Below are 21,502 nucleotides of genomic sequence, written 5' to 3'. Positions count from 1 at the left end.
CGACCGCATGAACACCGCCGTCCTGGTCATTTTCGTCATCGTCTATCTGGGCATGATCCTGGGCGGCCTGCCCTTTTTGCAACTGGACCGCACCGGCGTCGCCCTGCTGGGCGCCATCGCCCTGGTAGGCGTCGGGGCGGTCAGTATCGAGGCGGCGGTGCAAGCCCTGCACCTGCCGACCCTGATCCTGCTGTTTGCCTTCATGGTGGTATCGGCCCAACTGCGGCTGGGGGGCTTCTACGCCTGGGTCACCCTCAAGCTGGGGTTGCTACCCCTGGGGCCCCCGCTGCTGCTGGGGGCCCTGGTCGCCCTGGTCGGGGCCCTGTCGGCGGTGTTCAGCAATGACGTCGTCTGTCTGGCGGTGGCGCCGGTCCTGATCGACGCCTGCCGGCGGCGGGGTCTTAACCCCCTCCCCTTCCTGCTGGGGCTGGCCTGCGCGGCCAATGTCGGGTCGGCGGCCACCCTCATCGGCAACCCCCAGAACATGCTGATTGGCGCCACCCTGGGGCTCTCCTTCAGCGGCTACGCGGCCCAGGTGCTGGCACCGGTGCTGCTCGGCTTGCTGGCGACCTGGGCCATCATCGCCTGGCAGGCACGGGGGCACTGGGCCGCGCTGGTCCCGGCCCGGGAGGAAGCGCGGGGACAGCGGCTCCCCGATGCGCCCGCCTTCAACCGCTGGCAGACCACCAAGGGCCTGCTGGTGGCCGGGGCCCTGCTGGGGGTCTTCCTCTTCACCTCCTGGCCCCGCGAGGCTGCGGCGCTGGTGGGGGCCGGGATCCTGCTCACCAGCCGCCAACTGCATTCGCGCCACATGCTCGGGCTGGTGGACTGGGAATTACTGGTGCTCTTCATGGGCCTGTTCGTGGTCAACCATGCCCTCCAGGACAGCGGACTGGTAGCCGAGGCGGTGAGGGCAATGGCGGCGGGGGGCGTCCCGCTGGAAGCGCCGGGACCCCTGTTCGGGGCGGCGGTGCTGCTCAGCAATCTGGTCTCGAATGTGCCAGCGGTGATGCTGCTGTTACCCCTGGCGACCGATCCCCTGGCGGGGCCGATCCTGGCCCTGGCCAGCACCCTGGCGGGGAATCTGTTGTTGGTAGGCAGTATCGCCAACCTCATCGTGGCGGATGCGGCGGGACGGCGGGGCCTGGCGATCGACTGGCGTACCCACGCCCGCGTGGGCGTTCCGGTCACCCTGGCGACCCTGGGCATCGCGGCGGCCTTCCTGGGCTGGCGATGGAGCGGAGGGCCGGGTTAGGCAGGATTTGCCCGAGCGGGCGGATTCAGAATGCGGCGCGCAGCCATGCTTAACCAGCGCGCCGCGCCGTCGCTAACCCCAGGTCTCCACCTCAAAACCGACCACCGTGCGCCGCTCGCGGCTAAATTCGACGCCAATCAGATGCAAGGGACAGCCCGAGGCGCGGTATTTGTCCGCGTAGCCACGCTCCTTAATCTGGCGCAATGCGCCGCCCTCGGGCTCCCGCGCCACGACTTTGAATTCAAATAGATAGATCTGACGATTGAAACGCACCGCCATGTCCAGTCGTCCGGCATTACTGCTCTCCTCCGGGACAATCGCCAGCCCAAGGGAAGCGAAATAGGCGTAGAAGACGCTCGCGTAATAGCCTTCGTAGCGGGCGATGGGGTTGTTGCGGTACCAGTCCGAGGGGATGCCGGCGAAAAAGGCGGTAAACAGCCGTTCGAGTCCCGCAAAGTCGTTGGCCAGGAGCAGATCGTAGAGTCGACCGACATTTTCCATCGTGGCATCGGAACGGACGGCAAGCTGCTCCAACAGGGCGCCGTTCAAGCCAGCGCGGACCTCCTGGTTCGGGTAGCGCAGTCGATATTGGATCACGGGGCCGAGTTGGCGGACCGAGTCGATGGTGAGATAGCCGGTCTGGAACAAGAGGGCCTCCGTGGCAATCCGATCCACGTCGAAGGCGGAAAGCAGTTGCTCGCTGGCCAGCAGATGCTCCAGGCGGGGGACAAAGACCTGGCGCTCGAGCAAGAGGTCCACGAGAAAGGTCGGAGTGGCCGTCTCGAACCACCAGGGGCGGAATTGGCGCTTTTCGAACAGCAGCAGCAGGTCGAAGGGGTTGTAAACCGCCTCTCCCGTCCAGTTGTAGCCGTTGTACCAGTCGCGGATCTGTTCGCGGTCGAGCCCCGGCAGTTCCGGGGCAAACACCTCATTCAGGTCCGTCTCAGTGTAGCCGCACAGTGCCGAATACTTGGCATCAATGCTGATATCATTGAGATTATTTAGTCCGGAAAAGAGACTGACCTTGCTGAATTTCGAGACACCGGTCAGAAAGGCGAACCGCAAATGCGGGTCCGCGCCCTTGATGACTGAATATAGATTGCGCAAGCCATCGCGCATGGCGCGTGCGATCTCGGGCGCGGTCAGGTTGTCGAGGATGGGTTTGTCGTACTCATCGACCAAGACCACTGCGCGCTCACCATATTTGGCCTCGGCCGCGCGCATCAGGCCAAGAAAGCGGCCCGCCAGGCTCCGATGTGGGCTTTGTACCCCGAGGTTTGCCTCGTTATCGGCCAGGATCTCGCCGATCCGCTGATCGAGTTCGGCCCGGCTGTGCATCACCCCCTCGGCGAAGCTCAGACGAATCACCGGATGACGCCGCCCCCAATCCCAGCGCGGATGTGCCCAGAGCCCCCGAAACAGCGGCTCATTGCCTGCAAACAGCTCGCCCAGGGTATCCAGGAACAGGGATTTGCCGAACCGGCGCGGACGCGACAGGAAGAAATACTTGCCTTGCTCGATCAAGTCCAGGGCGTAACCCGTCTTATCGACGTAATAACAGTCGCGCTCCCGAATCTCCCGGAAGGCCTGGATGCCGATGGGTAGGATCTTGCGTGTCATGGGACTTCTCGGTGCTTGGCAGCCCCAAGTCTAAACTAGCACGCCGGTTTCACCCAAGGCCCTGACCCTGCTATGTCTCGCAAAATGAGCTTCATGGCGGTTCCTCGTCGAGGCAGGCGAAATACCACGGCTTGCGATCAAGGTTAAGACGATGCGGAAGCCCAGGGATCTCAACGATTGAGCAACCACCCCGGGAAATCATGGCCTCCTGTGCATCACTGTTCCGTAACAACAATCTCGTAACCTGGTATCTGGACGGAATCCAACGCGAACCGCAGCCTCGATCTAGGGGTCATATGACGCAACATTGTCCGCATCTGCCCCCCCAAGGACCACACGGGGTCGAGTTACGAAATAAAACAAATATCCAGCCCGATTCCCTGGGGAACGCCGTCGCATCGCGCCACTGAATCGGCACGCAAGAAGGCGGCGCCAGAGCGATAATGGGTCGCTTCCAACCCACCTCAGTGGAGGAGACATGTTTCAGGTCCGCATTCACGGCCGCGGGGGCCAGGGCGTCGTCACCGGCGCCGAAATGCTCTCGATCGCCGCCTTTCTCGAAGGCAAGCACGCCCAGGCCTTCCCCAGCTTCGGTTCGGAGCGCACCGGCGCCCCGGTCGTCGCCTTCTGCCGCATCGATAACCGGGAGATCCGGCTGCGCGAGCCCATCATGGCCCCGGACGCCATCATCATCCAGGACCCGACCCTGCTCCACCAGGTTGACGTCTTTCAGGGCCTCAAGCCCGATGGCTATGTCCTGATCAACTCCAGCAAGAGCTTCGAGGATCTGGACATCGGCGAGGTGGCCACCAAGCTGCGCGCCGATCGCCATGCCTGCGTCCCGGCGACGGAAATCGCCATGAAGCACCTGGGGCGGCCCCTGCCCAACGCCGTGCTGCTCGGCGCCTTCGCCGGGCTCTCGGCGGCCATCAGCCTCGCCGCGGTCATCTCGGCGATCCGCGACAAATTCTCCGGCAAGGTCGCCGAAGGCAACATCGCCGCGGCCACCGCCGCGTTCGAATTCGTCAAAGGCAAACGCTCGCCAGGGGAGATCGCCTAATGGCCCTCAAACAAATCGAAGGTTCCCACGGGGTCGCCGAGGCGGTTGCCCTCTGCCGGCCCGAGGTCATCTGCGCCTATCCCATCAGCCCCCAGACCCACATCGTCGAGGGCCTGGGGGAGATGGTGAAATCCGGCGACCTGCGCGCCGAATTCATCAACGTCGAATCGGAATTCGCCGCCATGTCCGTGGCGATCGGCTCCTCCGCCGCCGGCGCCCGCACCTACACGGCTACCGCCTCCCAAGGCCTGCTCTTCATGGTGGAGGCCGTCTATAACGCCTCCGGCCTGGGCCTGCCGATCGTCATGACCGTGGCCAACCGCGCCATCGGCGCCCCGATCAATATCTGGAACGATCACAGCGATTCCATGAGCCAGCGCGATTGCGGCTGGCTCCAGCTTTTCGCCGAGACCAACCAGGAGGCCCTGGACCTGCACATCCAGGCCTTCAAGATCGCCGAGGAGCTGTCGCTGCCGGTGATGGTGTGCATGGACGGCTTCATCCTGACCCACGCCTACGAGCGCATCGATGTCCCGAACCAGGAGCAGGTGGACAACTTCCTGCCACCCTTCGAGCCGCGCCAGGTGCTCGACCCGGCGGCGCCCCTGTCGATCGGGGCCATGGTCGGCCCCGAGGCCTACACCGAGGTGCGCTACCTGGCCCACCTCAAGCAACTCCGGGCGCTGGATCTGATCCCGCGGGTCGCGGCGGAATTCAAGGCCATGCTGGGCCGCGAGGCCGGTGGCCTGATTCGCCCCTACCGGGTCGAAGGCGCGGAAACCATCGTCGTGGCCCTGGGTTCGGTCCTCGGCACCATCAAGGATACGGTGGATGAACTGCGGGAGGCCGGCCACCCGATCGGCGTCGTCGGCATCACCACCTTCCGCCCCTTCCCCCTGGACGCCACCCGCTACCTGCTGCGGGATGCCAAGCGGGTGCTGGTCGTCGAAAAGTGTTTCGCCATCGGCGTGGGCGGTATCGTCGCCACCAACGTGCGGTTGGCGCTCGATGGCACGGGTCAGCCGGTCCGGGACATCATCGCCGGTCTCGGTGGCCGCGCCATCACCAAGGACAGTCTCGCCCGCATTTTCCGGGAGGGCATGGCCGACCAGCTTGAGGCCATGACCTTCCTGGACCTCGACCACGCCGTCGTTGACCGGGTGCTCGAGCGCGAGCGTCAATCACGCCGTTCCGGCCCGACCGCCGAGAACATCCTGCGCGAGGTCGGCACGGTCGCTTCCAAGATCGCCTGAGAGGGACCCCTATGTCATTTCAACCCGTCCGCTTTTACCAGACCGGCACCTTCACCGTCGGTAACCGCCTGCTTGACCAGGACAACCGCTCGGTCCAGGCCACCCAGGTCCGCACCAATTCCCTCAACTCCGGCCACCGCGCCTGTCAGGGCTGCGGCGAGGCCCTCGGCGCGCGCTACGCCATCGACGCGGCCATGGTCGCCTCGGATCGGCAACTGATCGCCGCCAATGCCACCGGCTGCCTGGAGGTCTTTTCGACGCCCTATCCAGAGACCTCCTGGCAGATCCCCTGGATTCATTCCCTGTTCGGCAATACCGCCGCCGTCGCCACCGGCATCGCCGCGGCGATGCGCATCAAGGGCCGCTCGGATGTCCGCATCGTCGCCCAGGGTGGCGACGGTGGCACCACCGACATCGGCTTTGGCTGCCTGTCCGGCATGTTCGAGCGCAACGACGACGTCCTCTATATCTGCTACGACAACGAGGCCTACATGAACACCGGCGTGCAGCGCTCCTCGGCGACGCCGCCGGCGGTGCGCACCGCGACGACCATGCCGGTCGGCCCCGAGCCGGGCAATGTCTTCGGCCAGGGCAAGAATGTCCCCCTGATCGCCATGGCCCACGGCATCCCCTACGTCGCCACCGCCACCGTCGCCGACCTGCGCGACCTGGAGTACAAGGTCAAGCGGGCTATCGGCATTCGCGGGGCCAAGTACATCCACATCTTCGTCCCCTGCCCCCTCGGCTGGGGTTCCGCCTCCAACGAGACCATCCAACTGGCGCGCATGGTCAAGGAATGCGGCCTCTTCCCGGTCTATGAGGCCGAGAACGGCGAGGTGGTCAGCGTCTCCAAAATCCGCAAACAGATCCCGGTGGAGGAATACATGCGGCCGCAGCGGCGCTACGCGCACCTCTTCGGTAAGACGCCCGCCACCAAGGTCATCGCCAAGATCCAGGCCATGGCCGACCGCAATATCAAAAAGTTTGGCCTACTCGAAGAGGGGGTGAACCGATGAGTACCGTCAAGAACAAGCCCTTTGCCATCACCCTCAATGTCGGCTCCTCGCTCGCCAATAAGACCGGCTCCTGGCGCACCGCGCGCCCCGTCTATCTCGACCGCCTGCCGCCCTGCAACAACCAGTGCCCGGCGGGCGAAAACATCCAGAGCTGGCTGTACCTCGCCGAGGAGGGCAACTACGAGCAGGCCTGGCGCAAGATCATGGAAGAGAACCCCTTCCCGGCGATCATGGGCCGTGTCTGTTATCACACCTGCGAAGGCGCCTGCAACCGCGGCAAGGTCGACCTGCCCGTCGGCATCAACTCCGTCGAGCGCTTCCTGGGCGACCAGGCCCTCAAGTACGGCTGGACGGTGGCCCCGGGCAAGCCCACCGGCAAGAAGGTCATGGTCCTGGGCGCCGGCCCCAGCGGCCTCTCGGCGGCCTACCATTTGGCCCGGATGGGGCATGCCGTCACCGTCTTCGAGGCCAGCCCCAAGGCGGGCGGCATGATCCGCTATGGCATCCCCAAGTACCGGATGCCGCGCGAGAAACTGAACGCCGAGATCCTGCGCATCAAGGACATGGGCGTGGATATCCGCCTCAACAGCCGCATCACGGACGTCGCCCAAACCCTGCGGGAGGGCGACTTCGCGGCCTGCTTCCTCGCCGTCGGCCTGCAAGAGGGGCAAAAGGTGGATATTCCGCAACGGGGGGATCTGCCGGTTCTTGACGCCATCAGCGTGCTGCGCGCGGTGGAACTGGAGGACCCGGTCGCCCTCTTTGGGCACGTAGTGGTCAATGGGGGCGGCAACACGGCTATCGACGTGGCCCGGTCGGCGATCCGCCTGGGGGCCATCTCGGTCACCGTCATCGTCCGCCGGGCCCGCGAGTACATGCCCGCCCACCCCGGCGAGATCAGCGAGGGTCTCGAGGAAGGCATCAAGCTGCTCAACTTGCGCCAGATCATCGGCATCGACGGCCACACCCTGACCCTGGAGACCATGGTCCCCGGCGAGGGCAGCGGCATCCTGCGGACCGGCCAGACCACCACCATCGAGGCGGACGTCCTGGTCCAGGCCTTCGGCCAGACCGGCGATTTTTCGGCCTTCGACCAGCTCCCCGGCCTGGTGATCGCCGACGGCGCCGTCCAGGTAGGCACCGACCTGATGACCGGCGCGGCCGGTGTCTTCGCTGGCGGCGACATGATCCCCTGGGCGCGTAACGCCACCGCCGCCATCGGGCTCGGCAAGAAGGCGGCGCGCAACATCGACGCCTATCTGCGCGGGACGAAATACACGCCCAAGCCGAAGGCGGAGATCGCCGACTTCAACAAGCTGAATACCTGGTACTACTCGGACGCGCCGCGCACCATCAGCCCCCTGCTCGACCTGGTCCGGCGCACCACGGGCTTCGCCGAGGTCGTCGGCAACCTCGACGAAGGCAACGCCCTCTTCGAGGCCCGGCGCTGCATGAGTTGCGGTAACTGCTTTGAATGCGATAACTGCTACGGCGTCTGCCCCGACAACGCCGTAATCAAGCTGGGTCCCGGCAACCGCTTCCGGTTCAACTACGACTACTGCAAGGGCTGCGGCATCTGTGTTTCGGAGTGCCCCTGCGGCGCCATCAAGATGGTTCCGGAGGAGATCTGAGGGCGTGGCCCACCCCGTGGTTTTGAAACGCCTCTGATCCGTTCCGAGTTAAGGGCCGGCCTATAGGCGCCCATCCACGGCCCCCGCCGGCAGAATGGACTTGACGTCATAAAGGATGGACCTGGCCTTGCCCAGGGCCCTGATGGCTTCGGAGCCCATCGCGGTGAAGTCGCGGTGGGCAACGGCCAGGATGACGGCATCGTAACCGCCGGGCGCGGGCAGGGCCGCCAGGCAGTCGATGCCGTATTCGTGCCTGGCCTCGGCGCGATCCACCCAGGGATCGAAACAATCCACCGCGATGCTGTAGTCACGCAGGGCGTCGATGATATCGATGACCCGCGTATTCCGCAGGTCCGGGCAGTTCTCCTTGAAGGCAAGGCCCAGGACCAGGATGCGGCTGTTACAGACGCCGATGCCATGGCCGAGCATGAGCTTGACGACGGTCTCGGCGACATGGGCGCCCATGCGGTCATTGATGCGGCGGCCGGCGAGAATGACCTCGGGGTGGTAACCGATGGCGATGGCCTTGTGGGTCAGATAGTAGGGATCGACGCCGATGCAGTGGCCGCCAACCAGGCCGGGGCGGAAGGGCAGGAAATTCCACTTGCTACCGGCCGCCTCCAGCACCTCCAGGGTGTCGATGCCGAGCCGCCCGAAGATGAGGGCCAGCTCGTTCATGAGGGCGATGTTGAGGTCGCGCTGGGTGTTCTCGATGACCTTGGCGGCCTCGGCGACGCGGATGCTGCTGGCGGGGTGGGTGCCGGCGACGATGATCTGGCGGTAAAGGGCATCGACGATGGCGGCGATCTCGGGGCTGGAGCCGCTGGTGACCTTTTTGATGGTGGTGAGGCGGTGGTCGTGGTCACCGGGGTTGATGCGTTCGGGGCTGTAGCCGAGGTGGAAGACCTGGGGTTCATGCCCCCTCTCCCCCGGCCCCTCCCCCGCCAAGGGGGAGGGGGGTGAAGACGGCGCGGCGGTGTGACTTCCTGCTCCCTCCTCCCTGGCGGGGGAGGGTTGGGGAGAGGGGGAGGAAAGATACTTGAGCCCGGACACCCGCTCCAGCACCGGGGCGCAATCGTCCTCGGTGCAGCCGGGATAGACGGTGGATTCGTAAATGACCAGGTCGCCGGGCTTAAGGACCTGGCCGACGGTGGCGGAGGCCTTGAGCAGGGGCGTGAGGTCGGGGCGCTTGTACTCATCCACCGGGGTAGGGACGGTGACGATGAAGATGCGGCAGGCGCGCAAGGCCTCCAGGTCATGGGTGATACGCAGTTGCCGGGCGGCGGCCAGGGCGGCGGGGGTGACCTCGCGGGTGCCGTCGTGGCCCGCTTGCAGTTCCGCGATGCGCCCGGCGTTGATGTCGAAGCCGACCACGGGGCGGTGCTGACCGAATTCGACCGCGAGCGGCAGGCCGACGTAGCCCAGGCCGATAATGGCGAGCGGGGTGTCGGGGGCAGTGAGGTGAGCGAGGTTTTCGGTCATGATGGCAGCTAGACTGATGCGCGCAAGCGACGAGGGAAAGTCGAAAATAATAACCGGAACAGGATCAAGAACCCAACCCAGCAATAGTAGGCACAGCAATTCCCGCCGGGCTTGGGCGGGGCCCGCCGAGATGGGCAGGAGAAATGCCCGGAGCTAGTAAAACTGGTATTTAATCACAGGGGTTCTGACATATCACCTTGTGACATGACATCAGATAGTCTCTTTCAGGACGACCTGTGACTTTCATGTCAAGGCTGGGGACCGGGCTTAATTGAGCCTGAGGGAGGCACTGGCTTAAACCTGACTTGCTCCCCCTCGCTCCCGTAACCAAAGAAAGATGACGGGCGTGACAATGAGGATGTGCACCAGGCTGGAGATCATGCCACCAACCACGGGGGTGGCCAGGGGCTGCATGATCTCCACACCGGTGCGCTGGAGCCAAAAGATGGGGGTTAGGGAGGCGATGGTGGTGGCGACGGTCATGACCTTGGGGCGCAGGCGAAGGCGGGCGCCCGCCTTGACGGCCTGGGTCAGCTCCTCGCGGGTGAGGGCCCGCCCCAGGCGCTGGCGCGCCGCCTGAACCGATTCCTCCAGATAGGTGACCATGATGACGCCGGTCTGGATGGCGGTACCGAACAGGGCGATATAGCCGACCCAGACGGCAACGCTAAAGTTAAAGCCCATCCAGGCTTGGAGCAGGACGCCACCGGTGAGGGCAAAGGGCACCGCCAGCAGGACATGGGCCGCCTCCCCCACCGAGCGGAAGGTCATCACCAGGGCCCCGAAAATAATCAGGATGACGGCGGGGAAGACATAGAGGAGGGTCTGGCGGGCCCGCAACTGGTGCTCGTATTGGCCCGAGTATTCAATCGACATGCCCGGGGCCAGGCTGACCTGGCTGGCGATGCGTTCCTTGATGTCTTCGACGAAGGTTCCCAGGTCGCGGTCGCGGACATTGGCCTGGACGAAGACCCGCAGCCGGCCGTTCTCGCTCTGGATCTCGTTGGGTCCGACCACCCGCTTGATGTCGGCCACCTGGCGCAACTGGACGGTGGCCCCGGCCGGGGTGGTCACCAGGATCTCACCCAGCCGGTCGATGTCGCCGCGCTCCCCCTGTTCCAGGCGCACCTGCAGCGGCCAGCGCTCGCGGCCCTTGAGGGTAGTGCCGACGGTGGCCCCGCCGATCCCGGCCTCCACCTGCCGGAACACCTCCTGAACGCTGAGCCCATAGCGGCCGAGTTGGTCGCGGCGCACGGCGATCTCCAGATAGGGCTTGCCCTGCACGCGCGAGGGGGCCACCCCTACCGCTCCCCGCACCCCGTTGATCACCCGTTCGACCTCAAAGGCCTTCCGCTGGAGGGCGTCCAGGTCATCGCCAAAGAGCTTGACCCCGACCTGGGCGCGGATGCCGGTGCTGGTCATGAGGATGCGATTCTCGATCGGCTGGAGAAAGCCGGGCACATAGCCGGGCAGGTTCATCAGCTCCGCCGAGAGGTCGGCAATGATGGAGGCCTTGGTGGTCCCGGCTGGCCACTGGTCGCGGGGCTTGAGCTGGATGGTGGTCTCGATCATCTCCACCGGGGCCGGATCGGTGGCGGTGGTGGCTCGCCCCAGCTTGCCCGCCGCCGAGACGACGGCCGGGTGGGCGCGGATCACCTGGTCCTGCCAGGCCATGATGCGCTTGACCTCGGTCAGGGCGGTGGCGGGGAGCAGGACCGGCATGAAGAGCAGGGAGCCCTCCTCCAGGGTGGGCATGAACTCGCTGCCGAACCCCTGGGTATGACGCGCGACGGACTCAGGCAGCCGCTCGTTGACCGCCCGGGGCAGGCCCAGGGCGATGACCAGGCAGACGGCGAGCAGGCTGGCGGCGAGCCCCAGCACGGCCTTGCGGTGGCCGAGGGCCCAGTCCAGCGCCGGGTCATAGAGCCGCAGCAGCCCCTTCATCAGCCAATTCTGGTCCTCGGGCTGGAGCGGCCCCCGCACCAGCAGGGTGCAGAAGACCGGCACCGCCGTCACCGCCAGCAGGGTGGCGCCGATCAGGGCGAAGGTCTTGGTGTAGGCGAGGGGGTGAAAGAGCTTGCCCTCCTGGCCGGTCAGCAGGAAGACCGGCACGAAGGCCAGGATGATGATCAGCATGGAGAAGACCAGGGGCCGGCCCACCTGGGTGGCGGCCGTCAGGGTCTGGGCAAAGACCTCGGCGGGCGTGAGCCGCCGCCGCAGGGCCGCCTCGGCGCGCTCGCAGTGCCGGATGACGTTCTCGGTCATGACGATGCCGGCATCGACCAGGACGCCGATGGAGATGGCGATGCCCGTCAGGGACATGATGTTGGCGGCGATGCCAAACTGGTCCATCAGGATGAAGGCGATGAGGATGGAGGCCGGCAGCGGCAGGGTGACGATCAGGATGCTGCGGAAATGGAAGAGAAAGAGGATGTGCATCAGGATGACGAGGAGGATTTCCTCGGTCAGGGCCTCCTTCAGGGTGGTGATGGCACGCCCGATCAGGTCGCTGCGGTCGTAGAAGGCCACCAGGCTGATGCCGGGGGGCAGGCCGGGCGCCAGAGTGGCGATCCGGGCCTTGACATCCTGGATGACCTGGTAGGCATTCTCGCCGTATCGCATCACCACGATGCCGCCCACGACCTCCCGCCCATCGACATCGAGGGCCCCGCGGCGGAAATCGCCCCCGACCTGGAGGGTGGCGACATCGCGCAGATAGAGGGGCGTACCGTTGCGGGGCAACACCGGGATCTGCTCCAGGTCGGCGATATCCCGCACCAGGCCCACCCCGCGCACCACGAACTCGGCGCCATTCTCCTCGATGGTCTTGCCGCCGACATTGAGGTTACTCGCGGCCACGGCGTCCATGACCTCGCCCAGGGTAGCGCCATATTGCTTCAGCTTGAGGGACGAGACCTCGATCTGATACTGGCGCACGAAGCCGCCCATGCTGGCGACCTCGGCCACCCCCGGCACGGCGGCGAGCTGATAGCGGACATAGGTATCCTGAATGGTGCGCAGCGAACCCAGGTCCTGAGTGCCCGACTCGTCCTTGAGATAGTACTGAAAGACCCAGCCAAGCCCGGTGGCATCGGGTCCGAGCCGCGCCGTCACGCCCTGGGGCAGCAGGTCACCCAGGGAATTGAGGCGTTCCAGGACCCGGGTGCGGGCAAAATAGACATCGACCGCGTCGGCAAAGATGACGGTGAGAAAGGAGAAGCCAAACATCGAACTGGCCCGCACCGTCTTGACCCCGGCGAGGCCCTGCAAGGAGACCGAGAGCGGGTAGGTGATCTGATCCTCGACCTCCTGGGGTGAACGCCCCGGCCAGTCGGCGTAAACGATGACCTGATTCTCCGAGAGGTCGGGGATGGCGTCGATCGGTACCCGGTTGATCGCCACCAGTCCCCAGGCGCACAGGGCGAGGAAACCGCTGATGACCAGGAAGCGGTGGTGCAGGGACCCCTGGATGAGGCGGGCGATCATGGGCAGGCCTACTTGACCTCGTCGCCGCAGCCCAACATGGCGGGACCAAAGAAGGGGTTGCGCAGTTGCGGGGTGCGCGAGGGCCAGCGCGCGGTACCCAGCACCGGACTCATGGGGCACTGATAGATCCAGATATCCCCGCGATGACGCAGATGCTCCTCCTGGGCCAGGTCCGCCACGGCGGTGCTGAAGGGCTCGAAGGCATGGCGCGCGGCCTCCAGATCGGGGGCCTCGGTCAGCTTGCCGGTCAAGGCCGCCAGGCCCGCGCGGCTGGCCGGGGGATGGCCCGCCAGATAGGCGGCGAGGGCCTCCCGCAGGGCGGGCACCTGCTTCTGATATCCAGACAGGTCATCGCTGGCAAGGGCGCTGGCAGCATCGGCGGTCACAAGCACCAGGGTGCGGAGGAGCCCGGTGGCGGTCTCATCGTGGCCTGGGGTGCTGGCGTCCACCTTGGCGGGCAGGACCGGGACCGGTTCGGCCGCCGCGACCTGGATGGCGGCATGGGCGAGTTGCGCCTGGGAATCGAGGATCAGGGCGGCCTGGGTCACCAGCCGATCACCCTCGGCGAGGCCACTCAGGATTTCCACCTGGGTATCGCCCACCCGCCCGAGCCGGACCTCCCGCGCCCGATAGCCCTGCCCGGCCTCCTCGACATAGGCGATGGGCCGCTCGCCATGTTGCAGAATGGCGGCCCGCGGCGCGAGCAGGGTCTCCGGGGCGGTGATGGCCACCGCCGCCTGGGCGGTCTGGCGGTAACGGAGCTGGCGTTCAGGGTTCTCCAGGGTCACCCGCACCCGCGCCGTGCGGGTCATCTCATTGAGGCTGGGATCGATGAAGCTGATGGGGGCGGTCAAGACCTGGCCGGGCTGGGAGGGGATCGAGACCTCGACGGTCTGGCCGACGCGCAACCAGGCCAGGTCCGGCTCGTAGGCGTCGAATACGAACCACATGCGCGAGAAGTCCCCGATCTCGAAGAGGGGATCGTTGGTCTTGACGTATTGGCCTTCGTAAACCGCGCGGCTGATGACGGTGCCGGACAGGGGGGCGCGGATGTTGACCATGGCGGTGGGCTTGTGGGTGCCCTCCAGAATCACGATCTCCTCCTCGGTCAGGCCCAGCTCCAGCAGGCGCTCGCGGGCGGCCGCGCGTTCGGAGAGGGACGAGGCGACGGCGCCGGCCTTGATGCGCTCGACATACTGGCGCTGGGCGGTGAGCATCTCGGGGCTGAAGACGGTGGCGAGCGGCGCCCCGGCCTCGACCTCGGCACCCACATAGTTGACCTGGAGCTTTTCGATCCGACCCGGCACCCGGGCGGCCAGGATGCGGTGGCGGGTGTCGTCGTCCTCAATGACCCCGCTGACGCGCAGGGTGCGGGTGAGGGTGCCCCGAATCACCGGGCTGGTTTGCACCCCGGTCACGGCGGCCTGGGCGGCGTTGAGGGTGACCCGATCAGGATCGATCGTCCCATCGCCCTCCTGGGCGACGGCGACCAGTTCCATGCCGCAGATGGTACAGCGGTCGCCCGGTTTATCCGATTTGATCCATGGGTGCATGGGGCACTGATAGACCGCCGCATTGGGGACGGGGTCCGAGGTGGCGTGCAGGTGGGGGATGGCGGCCAGGACCCTGGACGGGCCACCCAGCAAGGAGACAAGGACCATCAGGACGCAGAGGCCAAGGCGGAACAGAGTCAGGCTAGGCATAGGGGCACCTTACAAGGGATCAGCTAACCAATCAGGGCACCGATTTCTGGGGCTTGGCAAAATCCGTCACGATCTTGCTTAAATCGGCGGGGGTGAGACTCTCGTCATAGATGCCGGCGCCGACCTGGATATCCGACTTGAAGGAGACCGGCGCGCTATGAACGTAGGAGATCTTGCGGGAGGCCTTCGCCTCGCCTGGCTTTGGCCACCAGTACTCGACCCAGCCGCCCTCTCGGTTCTCGCCCGCCTTGCACATGTCCTGGAACAAGGGGTGGTCCTTGTCGTCGCGCATTTGCAGGATGGGTTTGCCCACCAGGTCGGGGCGCAGGGGGTGGGCGATCATCACATCGTCTCGGCAGCTATAGACAAAGACATAGCTGTCCTTCCAGACCCAACGGGCATCCTTGTTATTGTTGAAATCCGAGAAACCGGCCAGGCCCTTGTCTTCCAGATATTTGGCGGCCTCCCGTACCTTGGCCACGACCTCCTCGGCGGAGGCGATGGCGGGATCGGCGGCCCAGGGGGAAGCGGGGGTAAGGCCCAGGGTCAGGATCAGACTGGCCAGGGCAAACTGAGTTTTTCCCATCATTGAGGTCCTCTTGAATCGAATTTTGCCGATCAGGGATAAATCTGGCGCTGAAAAGGCGCCCTCAGCCTAACCAGGCCTTACCCGCGGGCAGGAGCTCACGCCCATAAAGCTCGTTCAGGATGATACGAGCCATCATGTACCAGGCCGACAAGGCGCACAGGATCAGGGTATAACCGGCGACGACCGTCATTTGCGGGTAGCCAAAGTGCGCCAGATCCAAGAGGACGAAGCCGGCCAGCAGCAAGCTGAAGGTGACGGCCATGGCGCCATGGATACGCAGGGAGCCCACCCAGAGGATGGCCGTAAACAGGGTCCAGGCGACGAGGAACCAGCCGACATCCTCGGTGCTGGCTTTGAAGAGATCGAATTTGTTGGCGATCAGCATCAGCGCCAGGGCAATCCAGAAGGCGCCGTAGGAGGTGAAGGCGCAATAGCCGAAGTTGTTGCCCGTCTTCTGCTCCTGAAGTCCGGCGATCAGTTGCGCCAGGCCACCGAAGATGAGTCCCAACCATACCACGGGCCCAATGCTGGGCATCCAGCCGACGTTGTGGAATTGCAGCACCAGGGTCGTGAGACCGAAGCCCGCCAGGCCAACGACCGCCGGGTTACCAAGTTTTTGTTCCGCCATGGTTTCTTACCTGAATGCCTCTTGAATTTGGTTGAGGGGCGGGGATTGGAGTGGGATACACCCCGCCCCGGGGACTCTGGGGCTTCAAGAACAGGGTACCCAGGAGGATAACTGGGTACGCGATTGAGGGTTTTACAGGGTGGGCTGGCGGGAGCCGCCAGCCTTGAGAAAGCTAGGCCGCCTCGACTCCCGAAGCGGCGGCCTATTAAGGTGCCCGTCGTTAGTCGGCCAGGGCCACGACGCTGACGCGGGCCGTTCCACCCATGGCCAGCTTCTTGGCGGCGGCCCGGGAGAGATCGATGATGCGACCGCCCCGGTGGGGGCCCCGGTCATTGATGGTCACCTCGACCTGCTTGCCATTCCTGAGATTGGTGACCTGGGCCCGGGTCCCCAAGGGCAAGCGGGGATGGGCGGCGGTAAGGGCATTTTGATTGAAGACGTGACCACTCGCGGTTTTCTTGCCATGGAATCCGGGACCGTACCAGGAAGCCTTGCCCACCTGGTGGCTCTCGGAGGACTTATCGCCCTTATTCCACTTCTTACTGCCCGCATCCGCGTGGGATGAAAAGCCGATGGGTAACGCCAGGGCTATCATCAGCGTGAATGGAGAGATTCTGGCAATCCTGAAGCGAGGAAACCGAGCCTTGGAGCGGGGTTCGTGTCGTGTATTCAAGAGTAACCTCGTTAATCGATCGGGATAAAAATCAACAATTTGCTATAAAATGCAGATAGTTACCCCGAATTGACAAAAATATGAACGGCAAGGTTACCATGACTTGGGGACAAAAGACCAGAGGCGCGGCCTAGGAGACTGGCTCCTCGTCCGGCAAGGATACGGATTCGGCCAGTCCCACGGTGCCATCCTCGGCGATCGCCAAATCCTGGAAGAGGACCTTGGTGATGCGGTGTTTGTCCATCTCCAGCACCTGCAGGCGGGCACCTTCCAGAGGCACCTCGTCGCCAATCTGTGGGATGCGACCCAGTTGGTGGTACACCAGGCCACCCAGCGTGACAAAGTCACCGTCCGGGAAGGGGAAGTTCACCAGGGATTCCAGATCGGAGGTCCGGATGCCCGCGTCGATGGCGTATTGGCTGCCGCTTAACTTCTTGACGTAACGGTGTTTGTGCTTGCTGAATTCATCCGAGTAGTCGCCAACGATCTCCTCCAGGATATCCTCCAGCGTAATCATGCCGGCGGTGCCACCATATTCGTCCACCACGATGGCAAGCTGCTGACCCGTGCGCTTGAAATCCTTGAGCAGTTCGCTGAGGGCCAGGGTCTCGGGGACAATATGCAGGGGCAGCATGATATCGCCGATGCGGTGCTGCTTGATGGGGGCAACATCATCCGTATCGGCCAGGCTACTGAGAAGTTCCTTGATGGCGATCATGCCCACCATATCGTCCAGGTTGACATCATAAACCGGGTAACGGGCATGGCGACCCTCCCTGAACATAATCAAGGCCTCCGCCACCGTGGCATCCTTGTTCATGGCGGTGATGTCGGTACGCGGCACCATGGCATCCCTGACCTGCTGCTCGTCGAGGTCGAACACCCCCCGGATCATCTGGGTCTCCTCCGCGTTGAGTACCCCGTCATGTTCGCTCGCCGTCAGGATGGTACGAATCTCCTCCTCCGTAATGGAAAAGTGCCCGGCCCCTTCCTTGGCCAGATCGCGCTGACCGAAAACCCAAAGCAAGCCCTCGGAGGACTTATTCATAATCCAGATCAAGGGTTTGAGACTAGAGTAGAGAAAGTTCATGATGCCGGCGACGGCCAGGCTCAGGGTCTCGGCCTTGTGGAAGGCCAATACCTTGGGCGCCAGTTCGCCACCCACCACGTGCAGGAAGGAGATGACGACAAAGCCAAAGATATAGGCAGCGGTATGAGCGACATCCACCAGGGACTGGCCGCCGGAGAAGCTGATGGCCATGGCCTCGAACACAGGATCGATGAGATGTTCCATGGTGGTGATGCCGATGGCGCCCAGGGCGAGGGAGACCAGGGTGATGCCGATCTGGGTCACCGAGTAGAAGCGTTCCGGCTCCTTGTGCAGCAATTGCACGGTGCGAGCGGCCTTGTTTCCGGTATCCGCCAATTGCTTGATGCGGCTGCGCCGCGCCGAGGTCAAGGCGATCTCGGAACCGACGAAAAAGGCGTTGCCCATCACCAGCAGGACGACGGCGAGAAGATTGAAGATCAGGTGGCTTTCCATCTTTATTTTAGGTCTATCAGGTTGCCGGTCATAGCCGGAATAGAACACCTTGATAATTCATAAGGGTTCGCGAATGGCGGGGGCTAATCACCCCTCCGCCACCTCAGGGCGGACGGGATGACGCCAAGCCAAGACACTCAATCCATTGACGGAAGGGAGACAAGCGCGCGAGCGCCCGGGGGACGGCCAGCGGGCAGGTACCCCTTAACCGAGCGGGGCGCACCCCGCTAGACCTGCGCCCCCGCGCCATCCCCTTCCTTCTTGACCAGGGCCAGGTTGGCGGGGCTGACACCCAGGAGGATCGCCACGTTGCTGGCGATGTAGATGGTGGAGAAGGTGCCGGAGATGACGCCCACGATCATGACCAGGGAGAAGCCACGCAGGGTCTCGCCACCAAAGAGATAAAGCGCCACGACCACCAGGAAGACGGTACCGGCGGTGATGATGGTCCGCGACATGGTCTCGTTGACCGACTGGTTCATGATCTCCAGGGGTGAGCCCTTGCGCACCTTGCGGAAATTCTCGCGGACCCTATCGAAGATGACGATGGTATCGTTGAGCGAGTAGCCGATCACGGTCAGGATGGAGGCCAGGACATTGAGATCGAACTCAAGCTGGAAGAGGGTGAAAACACCGAGACAGATGATGGCGTCATGGATGGTGGCGGCAATGGCGCCCACGGAGAAGCGCCACTCGAAGCGCAGGGCGACATAGAGGAGGATACCGAAGACCGAATAAAGGACGGCCAGGCCGCCCTGCTCGGTCAGTTCCTTCCCGACCTGGGGACCCACGAACTCCACCCGCCGCATCTCCACCTTGCCGCCGACGGACGCCGCCAGGGTATCGAACACCTTTTGGCTCAGGGCGGCATTATTGGTTTCACCGCTGGGGGGGATGCGCAGCAGGATGTCGCGGTTGCTGCCGAAGTGCTGCACCGTGATCCCCGACAGACCTGCGGCTTCCAGGACATCGCGCACCTCGGCGGTGTCGGTCGGCTCCTGATAGCCCAGCTCGATGACGGTACCGCCGGTGAAGTCCAGGCCGTAGTTCAGGCCTTGGACCGCCAGCGAGACAAAGGTGATAAAAATGAGCACGCCGGAGAAGACCAGGGCCTTCCAGCGGTGGGCCATGTAGTCAATGGTGCCAAACTTGATTTCACGCATGATGGGTCCCTCAGACGGGCAGGCGCGCTAAGCGCCGACCGCCCCAGATCCAATTGATCATGGCGCGGCTGCAGGTGATGGCGGTGAACATGGATGCGATGAGACCCACGGTCAGGGTAACGGCGAAGCCCTTGATCGGCCCCGTGCCGAAGCTGAAGAGGACCACGGCGGCGATCAGGGTGGTGACGTTACCGTCAATGATGGCCGACAGGGCCTTGTCATAGCCCGCGGCGATGCTGGCCTGGGGGGTATTGCCATTGCGGATTTCCTCGCGCATCCGTTCGAAGATCAGGACGTTGGCGTCCACCGCCATGCCGATGGTCAACACCATGCCCGCGATACCCGGCATGGTCAGGGTCGCCCCCAGCAAGGCCATGACCGCCACGATCAGCACCAGGTTCAGCATCAGCACCACGTTGGCGACCACCCCGAACCAAGAGTAATAGAAGGCCATGAAGACGACGACGGCGAGGAAGCCGATGATCACCGACATCAGGCCCTGGTCAATGTTGTCCTGACCCAGGCTGGGGCCCACGGTACGCTCCTCCACGATTTGGATGGGGGCGGCCAGGGCGCCGGCGCGCAGTAGCAGGGCCAGGTTGTGGGCCTCCTCGGAGGAGTCCAGGCCAGTGGTCTGGAAGCGCTTGCCGAAGGGCTCGCGGATGGTGGCGACGCTGATCACCTCCTCCACCTTCGCGGTGGTCTTCACCGGCTTGCCGTCCACCTGCTTGGTGGTGGTCCGGTTCTCGATAAAGACCACGGCCATGGGCTTACCCACATTCTCGGTGGTCATGTCGAGCATGCGCCGGCCGCCAGGGCCGTCCAGGGCAACGGTGACCATGGGCGTGCCACTCTGGGAGTCGAATCCGGAGGCGGCGTCGGTGATCTGATCGCCGGTGACGATGACCCGGCGCTTGAGCAGGACCGGGCGCCCATCCCGATCACGGTAGAGCCGGCTGGCCGCGGGCACCTTGCCCGCCTCGGCATCGGCCACACTGTGCTCGGTGTCCACCAGACGGTATTCCAGGGTCGCGGTGGCCCCCAGAATCTCCTTGAGTCGCCCCGGGTCCTGGGCGCCGGGCAGTTGGACCACGATACGCCGGTCGCCCTGACGGGCGATATTCGGCTCCGCCACGCCCAAGGCGTTCACCCGGTTACGCAGGGTGGTGACATTCTGTTGGAGTGCGAAGTCCTGGAGTTGCTTCTGCTGCGTCGGGGTCATGGCCAGGGTGACCAGGAAGTCGCCGCCCTGCTCCAGGACCTCCATCTTCAGGTCCCCGAACTGTTTGGCGATGACCTTCTCGCCCGCGTCGCGGGCCGGCAGGTCCGCGAACTTGACGATGACCTGACGCTGGACCCGGCTGACCGTGATATAGCGCGCCTTGGCATCGCGCAACTGGGTGCGGATGTCCTCGACATAGCGATCGAGGGCCTGGTCCACGGCGGCTTCCATGTCCACGTCGATGAGCACATAGACACCCCCCCGCAGATCCAGTCCCAGCGTCATGGGCTTGAGACCCAGGGCCTTGATCCAGCCCGGCAGATCCGTGGACAGGGTGAGGGCGCTGCGGTACCGGGCGGAAAGGCTGCTCTCAATCGCCTCCTGGCCACGCAGTTGATCACCCGAGCTATCAAAGCGCACCAGGATCTTGCCACCCTCCAGGGTGTCGATCCGCTTGAAGGGGACCTTGGCATTCTCCAGGGTGGCGCGGATCTCATCGGCGCTGGCGGCGGTCATCTCGGTCTTGCGGGCGGCCGAGACCTCGATGGAGGGGTCCTGGGGGAAGAAGTTCGGCAGGGCCAGCACCAGGCTCACCAGGATGACGCCCAGGATCAGCAGGTTTTTCCAGAGGGGGTAACGATTCATGGGGATCGGTTCTCGCGGGGATCACGGCGGACCCAGGGTTAGAGAGGCAGGTCCGGAGCAGGGATCGGTGTGGCCGCTTCAGGCATTCCTCCCAGGCACCGGGCCGGCGTAGGGCCGACACGGCGACGTTGAGGACCGGGATTACAGTTCCTTCAGGGAACCCTTGGGCAGCACCGTCTCCACGGCGACGCGGCGTACCTTGACCTGGACGCCCTCGGCGACCTCGACCAGGGCGAAATTCTCGCCCAAGTCCAGGACGCGGCCAGCGATGCCGCCGGCGGTGACGATCTCATCGCCCTTGGCCATGGCCTCGACCATCTTCTTGTGTTCTTTCTGGCGCTTGACCTGGGGACGGATCATGAGGAAATAGAGCAGCACTACCAAACCGATGGGAAAGAGCAGGCTCAAGAGGGGATCGCTCTGTGCCGCGGCGCCAGCGGCCTCCTGGGCCAGGGCGTCGGAAATAAAAAAGCTCATGGTTAGACCTCGACTAGGGATGGCGTCGCCAGGCAACGCTAGGCTAAAAAACTCGA

16 protein-coding genes are annotated in these 21,502 nt (G+C 64.4%); 5 read left to right on the top strand and 11 right to left on the bottom strand.

Features of this window, described 5'->3' with window-relative positions; genetic code table 11:
• The first annotated feature begins 7 nt into the window (after positions 1-7).
• Positions 8-1,255, top strand: coding sequence for an anion transporter (locus IPN92_04430; protein MBK8637550.1), 1,248 nt, complete (start codon positions 8-10; stop codon positions 1,253-1,255).
• A gap of 72 nt (positions 1,256-1,327) precedes the next feature.
• Here the strand turns inward: IPN92_04430 and IPN92_04425 are convergent, their stop codons facing one another.
• Complete coding sequence (locus IPN92_04425) at positions 1,328-2,875, bottom strand: ATP-binding protein (GenBank protein MBK8637549.1); 1,548 nt, start codon at positions 2,873-2,875, stop codon at positions 1,328-1,330.
• Positions 2,876-3,353: 478 nt separating this feature from the next.
• Here IPN92_04425 and IPN92_04420 point away from each other — a divergent pair, with 478 nt between their 5' ends.
• From IPN92_04420 to IPN92_04405, 4 genes are read left to right on the top strand one after another with little or no spacing between them, the layout of a single operon-like run.
• Positions 3,354-3,935, top strand: coding sequence for a 2-oxoacid:acceptor oxidoreductase family protein (locus IPN92_04420; protein ID MBK8637548.1), 582 nt, complete (start codon positions 3,354-3,356; stop codon positions 3,933-3,935).
• Positions 3,935-5,188: a pyruvate ferredoxin oxidoreductase gene (porA, locus tag IPN92_04415; protein ID MBK8637547.1), complete on the top strand. Its 1,254-nt coding sequence runs from the start codon at positions 3,935-3,937 to the stop codon at positions 5,186-5,188. The genes IPN92_04420 and porA overlap by 1 nt, the downstream gene beginning before the upstream one ends.
• An 11-nt stretch (positions 5,189-5,199) precedes the next feature.
• Positions 5,200-6,204: a pyruvate ferredoxin oxidoreductase gene (locus tag IPN92_04410; protein ID MBK8637546.1), complete on the top strand. Its 1,005-nt coding sequence runs from the start codon at positions 5,200-5,202 to the stop codon at positions 6,202-6,204.
• Positions 6,201-7,835: an NAD(P)-binding protein gene (locus IPN92_04405; GenBank protein MBK8637545.1), complete on the top strand. Its 1,635-nt coding sequence runs from the start codon at positions 6,201-6,203 to the stop codon at positions 7,833-7,835. The genes IPN92_04410 and IPN92_04405 overlap by 4 nt, the downstream gene beginning before the upstream one ends.
• A 60-nt stretch (positions 7,836-7,895) precedes the next feature.
• Here the strand turns inward: IPN92_04405 and IPN92_04400 are convergent, their stop codons facing one another.
• From IPN92_04400 to yajC, 10 genes are all read right to left on the bottom strand, one after another.
• Positions 7,896-9,317 (bottom strand): nucleotide sugar dehydrogenase, encoded by a 1,422-nt coding sequence (locus IPN92_04400; protein ID MBK8637544.1) that lies wholly within the window; start codon positions 9,315-9,317, stop codon positions 7,896-7,898.
• 294 nt (positions 9,318-9,611) lie between these two features.
• Complete coding sequence (locus IPN92_04395) at positions 9,612-12,803, bottom strand: efflux RND transporter permease subunit (protein MBK8637543.1); 3,192 nt, start codon at positions 12,801-12,803, stop codon at positions 9,612-9,614.
• An 8-nt stretch (positions 12,804-12,811) separates the two neighbouring features.
• On the bottom strand, positions 12,812-14,506 hold the full coding sequence (locus tag IPN92_04390) for an efflux RND transporter periplasmic adaptor subunit (GenBank protein ID MBK8637542.1): 1,695 nt from the start codon (positions 14,504-14,506) through the stop codon (positions 12,812-12,814).
• 31 nt (positions 14,507-14,537) lie between these two features.
• Entirely contained in the window at positions 14,538-15,092 is a 555-nt protein-coding gene (locus IPN92_04385; GenBank protein ID MBK8637541.1) for a cache domain-containing protein, read from the bottom strand.
• 64 nt (positions 15,093-15,156) lie between these two features.
• Positions 15,157-15,723: an acetate uptake transporter gene (locus tag IPN92_04380; GenBank protein ID MBK8637540.1), complete on the bottom strand. Its 567-nt coding sequence runs from the start codon at positions 15,721-15,723 to the stop codon at positions 15,157-15,159.
• Between the two features lie 220 nt (positions 15,724-15,943).
• A complete protein-coding gene (locus IPN92_04375; GenBank protein ID MBK8637539.1) occupies positions 15,944-16,318 on the bottom strand; it encodes a septal ring lytic transglycosylase RlpA family protein in 375 nt (124 codons plus the stop codon).
• Positions 16,319-16,526: 208 nt separating this feature from the next.
• Positions 16,527-17,939 carry an HlyC/CorC family transporter gene (locus IPN92_04370; protein MBK8637538.1) on the bottom strand — a complete coding sequence of 471 codons (1,413 nt, stop codon included), beginning with the start codon at positions 17,937-17,939 and terminating at the stop codon, positions 16,527-16,529.
• A gap of 227 nt (positions 17,940-18,166) precedes the next feature.
• Positions 18,167-19,102 (bottom strand): protein translocase subunit SecF, encoded by a 936-nt coding sequence (gene secF / locus IPN92_04365; GenBank protein ID MBK8637537.1) that lies wholly within the window; start codon positions 19,100-19,102, stop codon positions 18,167-18,169.
• Positions 19,103-19,112: 10 nt separating this feature from the next.
• On the bottom strand, positions 19,113-20,969 hold the full coding sequence (gene secD / locus IPN92_04360) for a protein translocase subunit SecD (protein ID MBK8637536.1): 1,857 nt from the start codon (positions 20,967-20,969) through the stop codon (positions 19,113-19,115).
• A 141-nt stretch (positions 20,970-21,110) separates the two neighbouring features.
• Positions 21,111-21,446: a preprotein translocase subunit YajC gene (yajC, locus tag IPN92_04355; GenBank protein ID MBK8637535.1), complete on the bottom strand. Its 336-nt coding sequence runs from the start codon at positions 21,444-21,446 to the stop codon at positions 21,111-21,113.
• Between the last annotated feature and the right edge of the window lie 56 nt (positions 21,447-21,502).

The sequence above is a fragment of the Chromatiaceae bacterium genome (genome assembly GCA_016714645.1).
GTDB lineage: Bacteria > Pseudomonadota > Gammaproteobacteria > Chromatiales > Chromatiaceae > M0108.
The sequence above is the reverse complement of the archived record's forward strand: the minus strand, read 5'-3'. Positions and strand labels throughout refer to the sequence as shown.

Bases quoted from the DNA above. Each gene is read 5' to 3' on its own strand.
- IPN92_04430 (MBK8637550.1), top strand. From the start codon at position 8: ATGAACACCGCCGTCCTGGTCATTTTCGTCATCGTCTATCTGGGCATG.
- IPN92_04405 (MBK8637545.1), top strand. From the start codon at position 6,201: ATGAGTACCGTCAAGAACAAGCCCTTTGCCATCACCCTCAATGTCGGC.
- IPN92_04380 (MBK8637540.1), bottom strand. From the start codon at position 15,723: ATGGCGGAACAAAAACTTGGTAACCCGGCGGTCGTTGGCCTGGCGGGC.
- secF (MBK8637537.1), bottom strand. From the start codon at position 19,102: ATGCGTGAAATCAAGTTTGGCACCATTGACTACATGGCCCACCGCTGG.
- IPN92_04395 (MBK8637543.1), bottom strand. From the start codon at position 12,803: ATGATCGCCCGCCTCATCCAGGGGTCCCTGCACCACCGCTTCCTGGTC.
- IPN92_04390 (MBK8637542.1), bottom strand. From the start codon at position 14,506: ATGCCTAGCCTGACTCTGTTCCGCCTTGGCCTCTGCGTCCTGATGGTC.
- IPN92_04385 (MBK8637541.1), bottom strand. From the start codon at position 15,092: ATGGGAAAAACTCAGTTTGCCCTGGCCAGTCTGATCCTGACCCTGGGC.
- porA (MBK8637547.1), top strand. From the start codon at position 3,935: ATGGCCCTCAAACAAATCGAAGGTTCCCACGGGGTCGCCGAGGCGGTT.
- IPN92_04420 (MBK8637548.1), top strand. From the start codon at position 3,354: ATGTTTCAGGTCCGCATTCACGGCCGCGGGGGCCAGGGCGTCGTCACC.
- IPN92_04400 (MBK8637544.1), bottom strand. From the start codon at position 9,317: ATGACCGAAAACCTCGCTCACCTCACTGCCCCCGACACCCCGCTCGCC.
- IPN92_04375 (MBK8637539.1), bottom strand. From the start codon at position 16,318: ATGATAGCCCTGGCGTTACCCATCGGCTTTTCATCCCACGCGGATGCG.
- IPN92_04425 (MBK8637549.1), bottom strand. From the start codon at position 2,875: ATGACACGCAAGATCCTACCCATCGGCATCCAGGCCTTCCGGGAGATT.
- yajC (MBK8637535.1), bottom strand. From the start codon at position 21,446: ATGAGCTTTTTTATTTCCGACGCCCTGGCCCAGGAGGCCGCTGGCGCC.
- IPN92_04370 (MBK8637538.1), bottom strand. From the start codon at position 17,939: ATGGAAAGCCACCTGATCTTCAATCTTCTCGCCGTCGTCCTGCTGGTG.
- IPN92_04410 (MBK8637546.1), top strand. From the start codon at position 5,200: ATGTCATTTCAACCCGTCCGCTTTTACCAGACCGGCACCTTCACCGTC.
- secD (MBK8637536.1), bottom strand. From the start codon at position 20,969: ATGAATCGTTACCCCCTCTGGAAAAACCTGCTGATCCTGGGCGTCATC.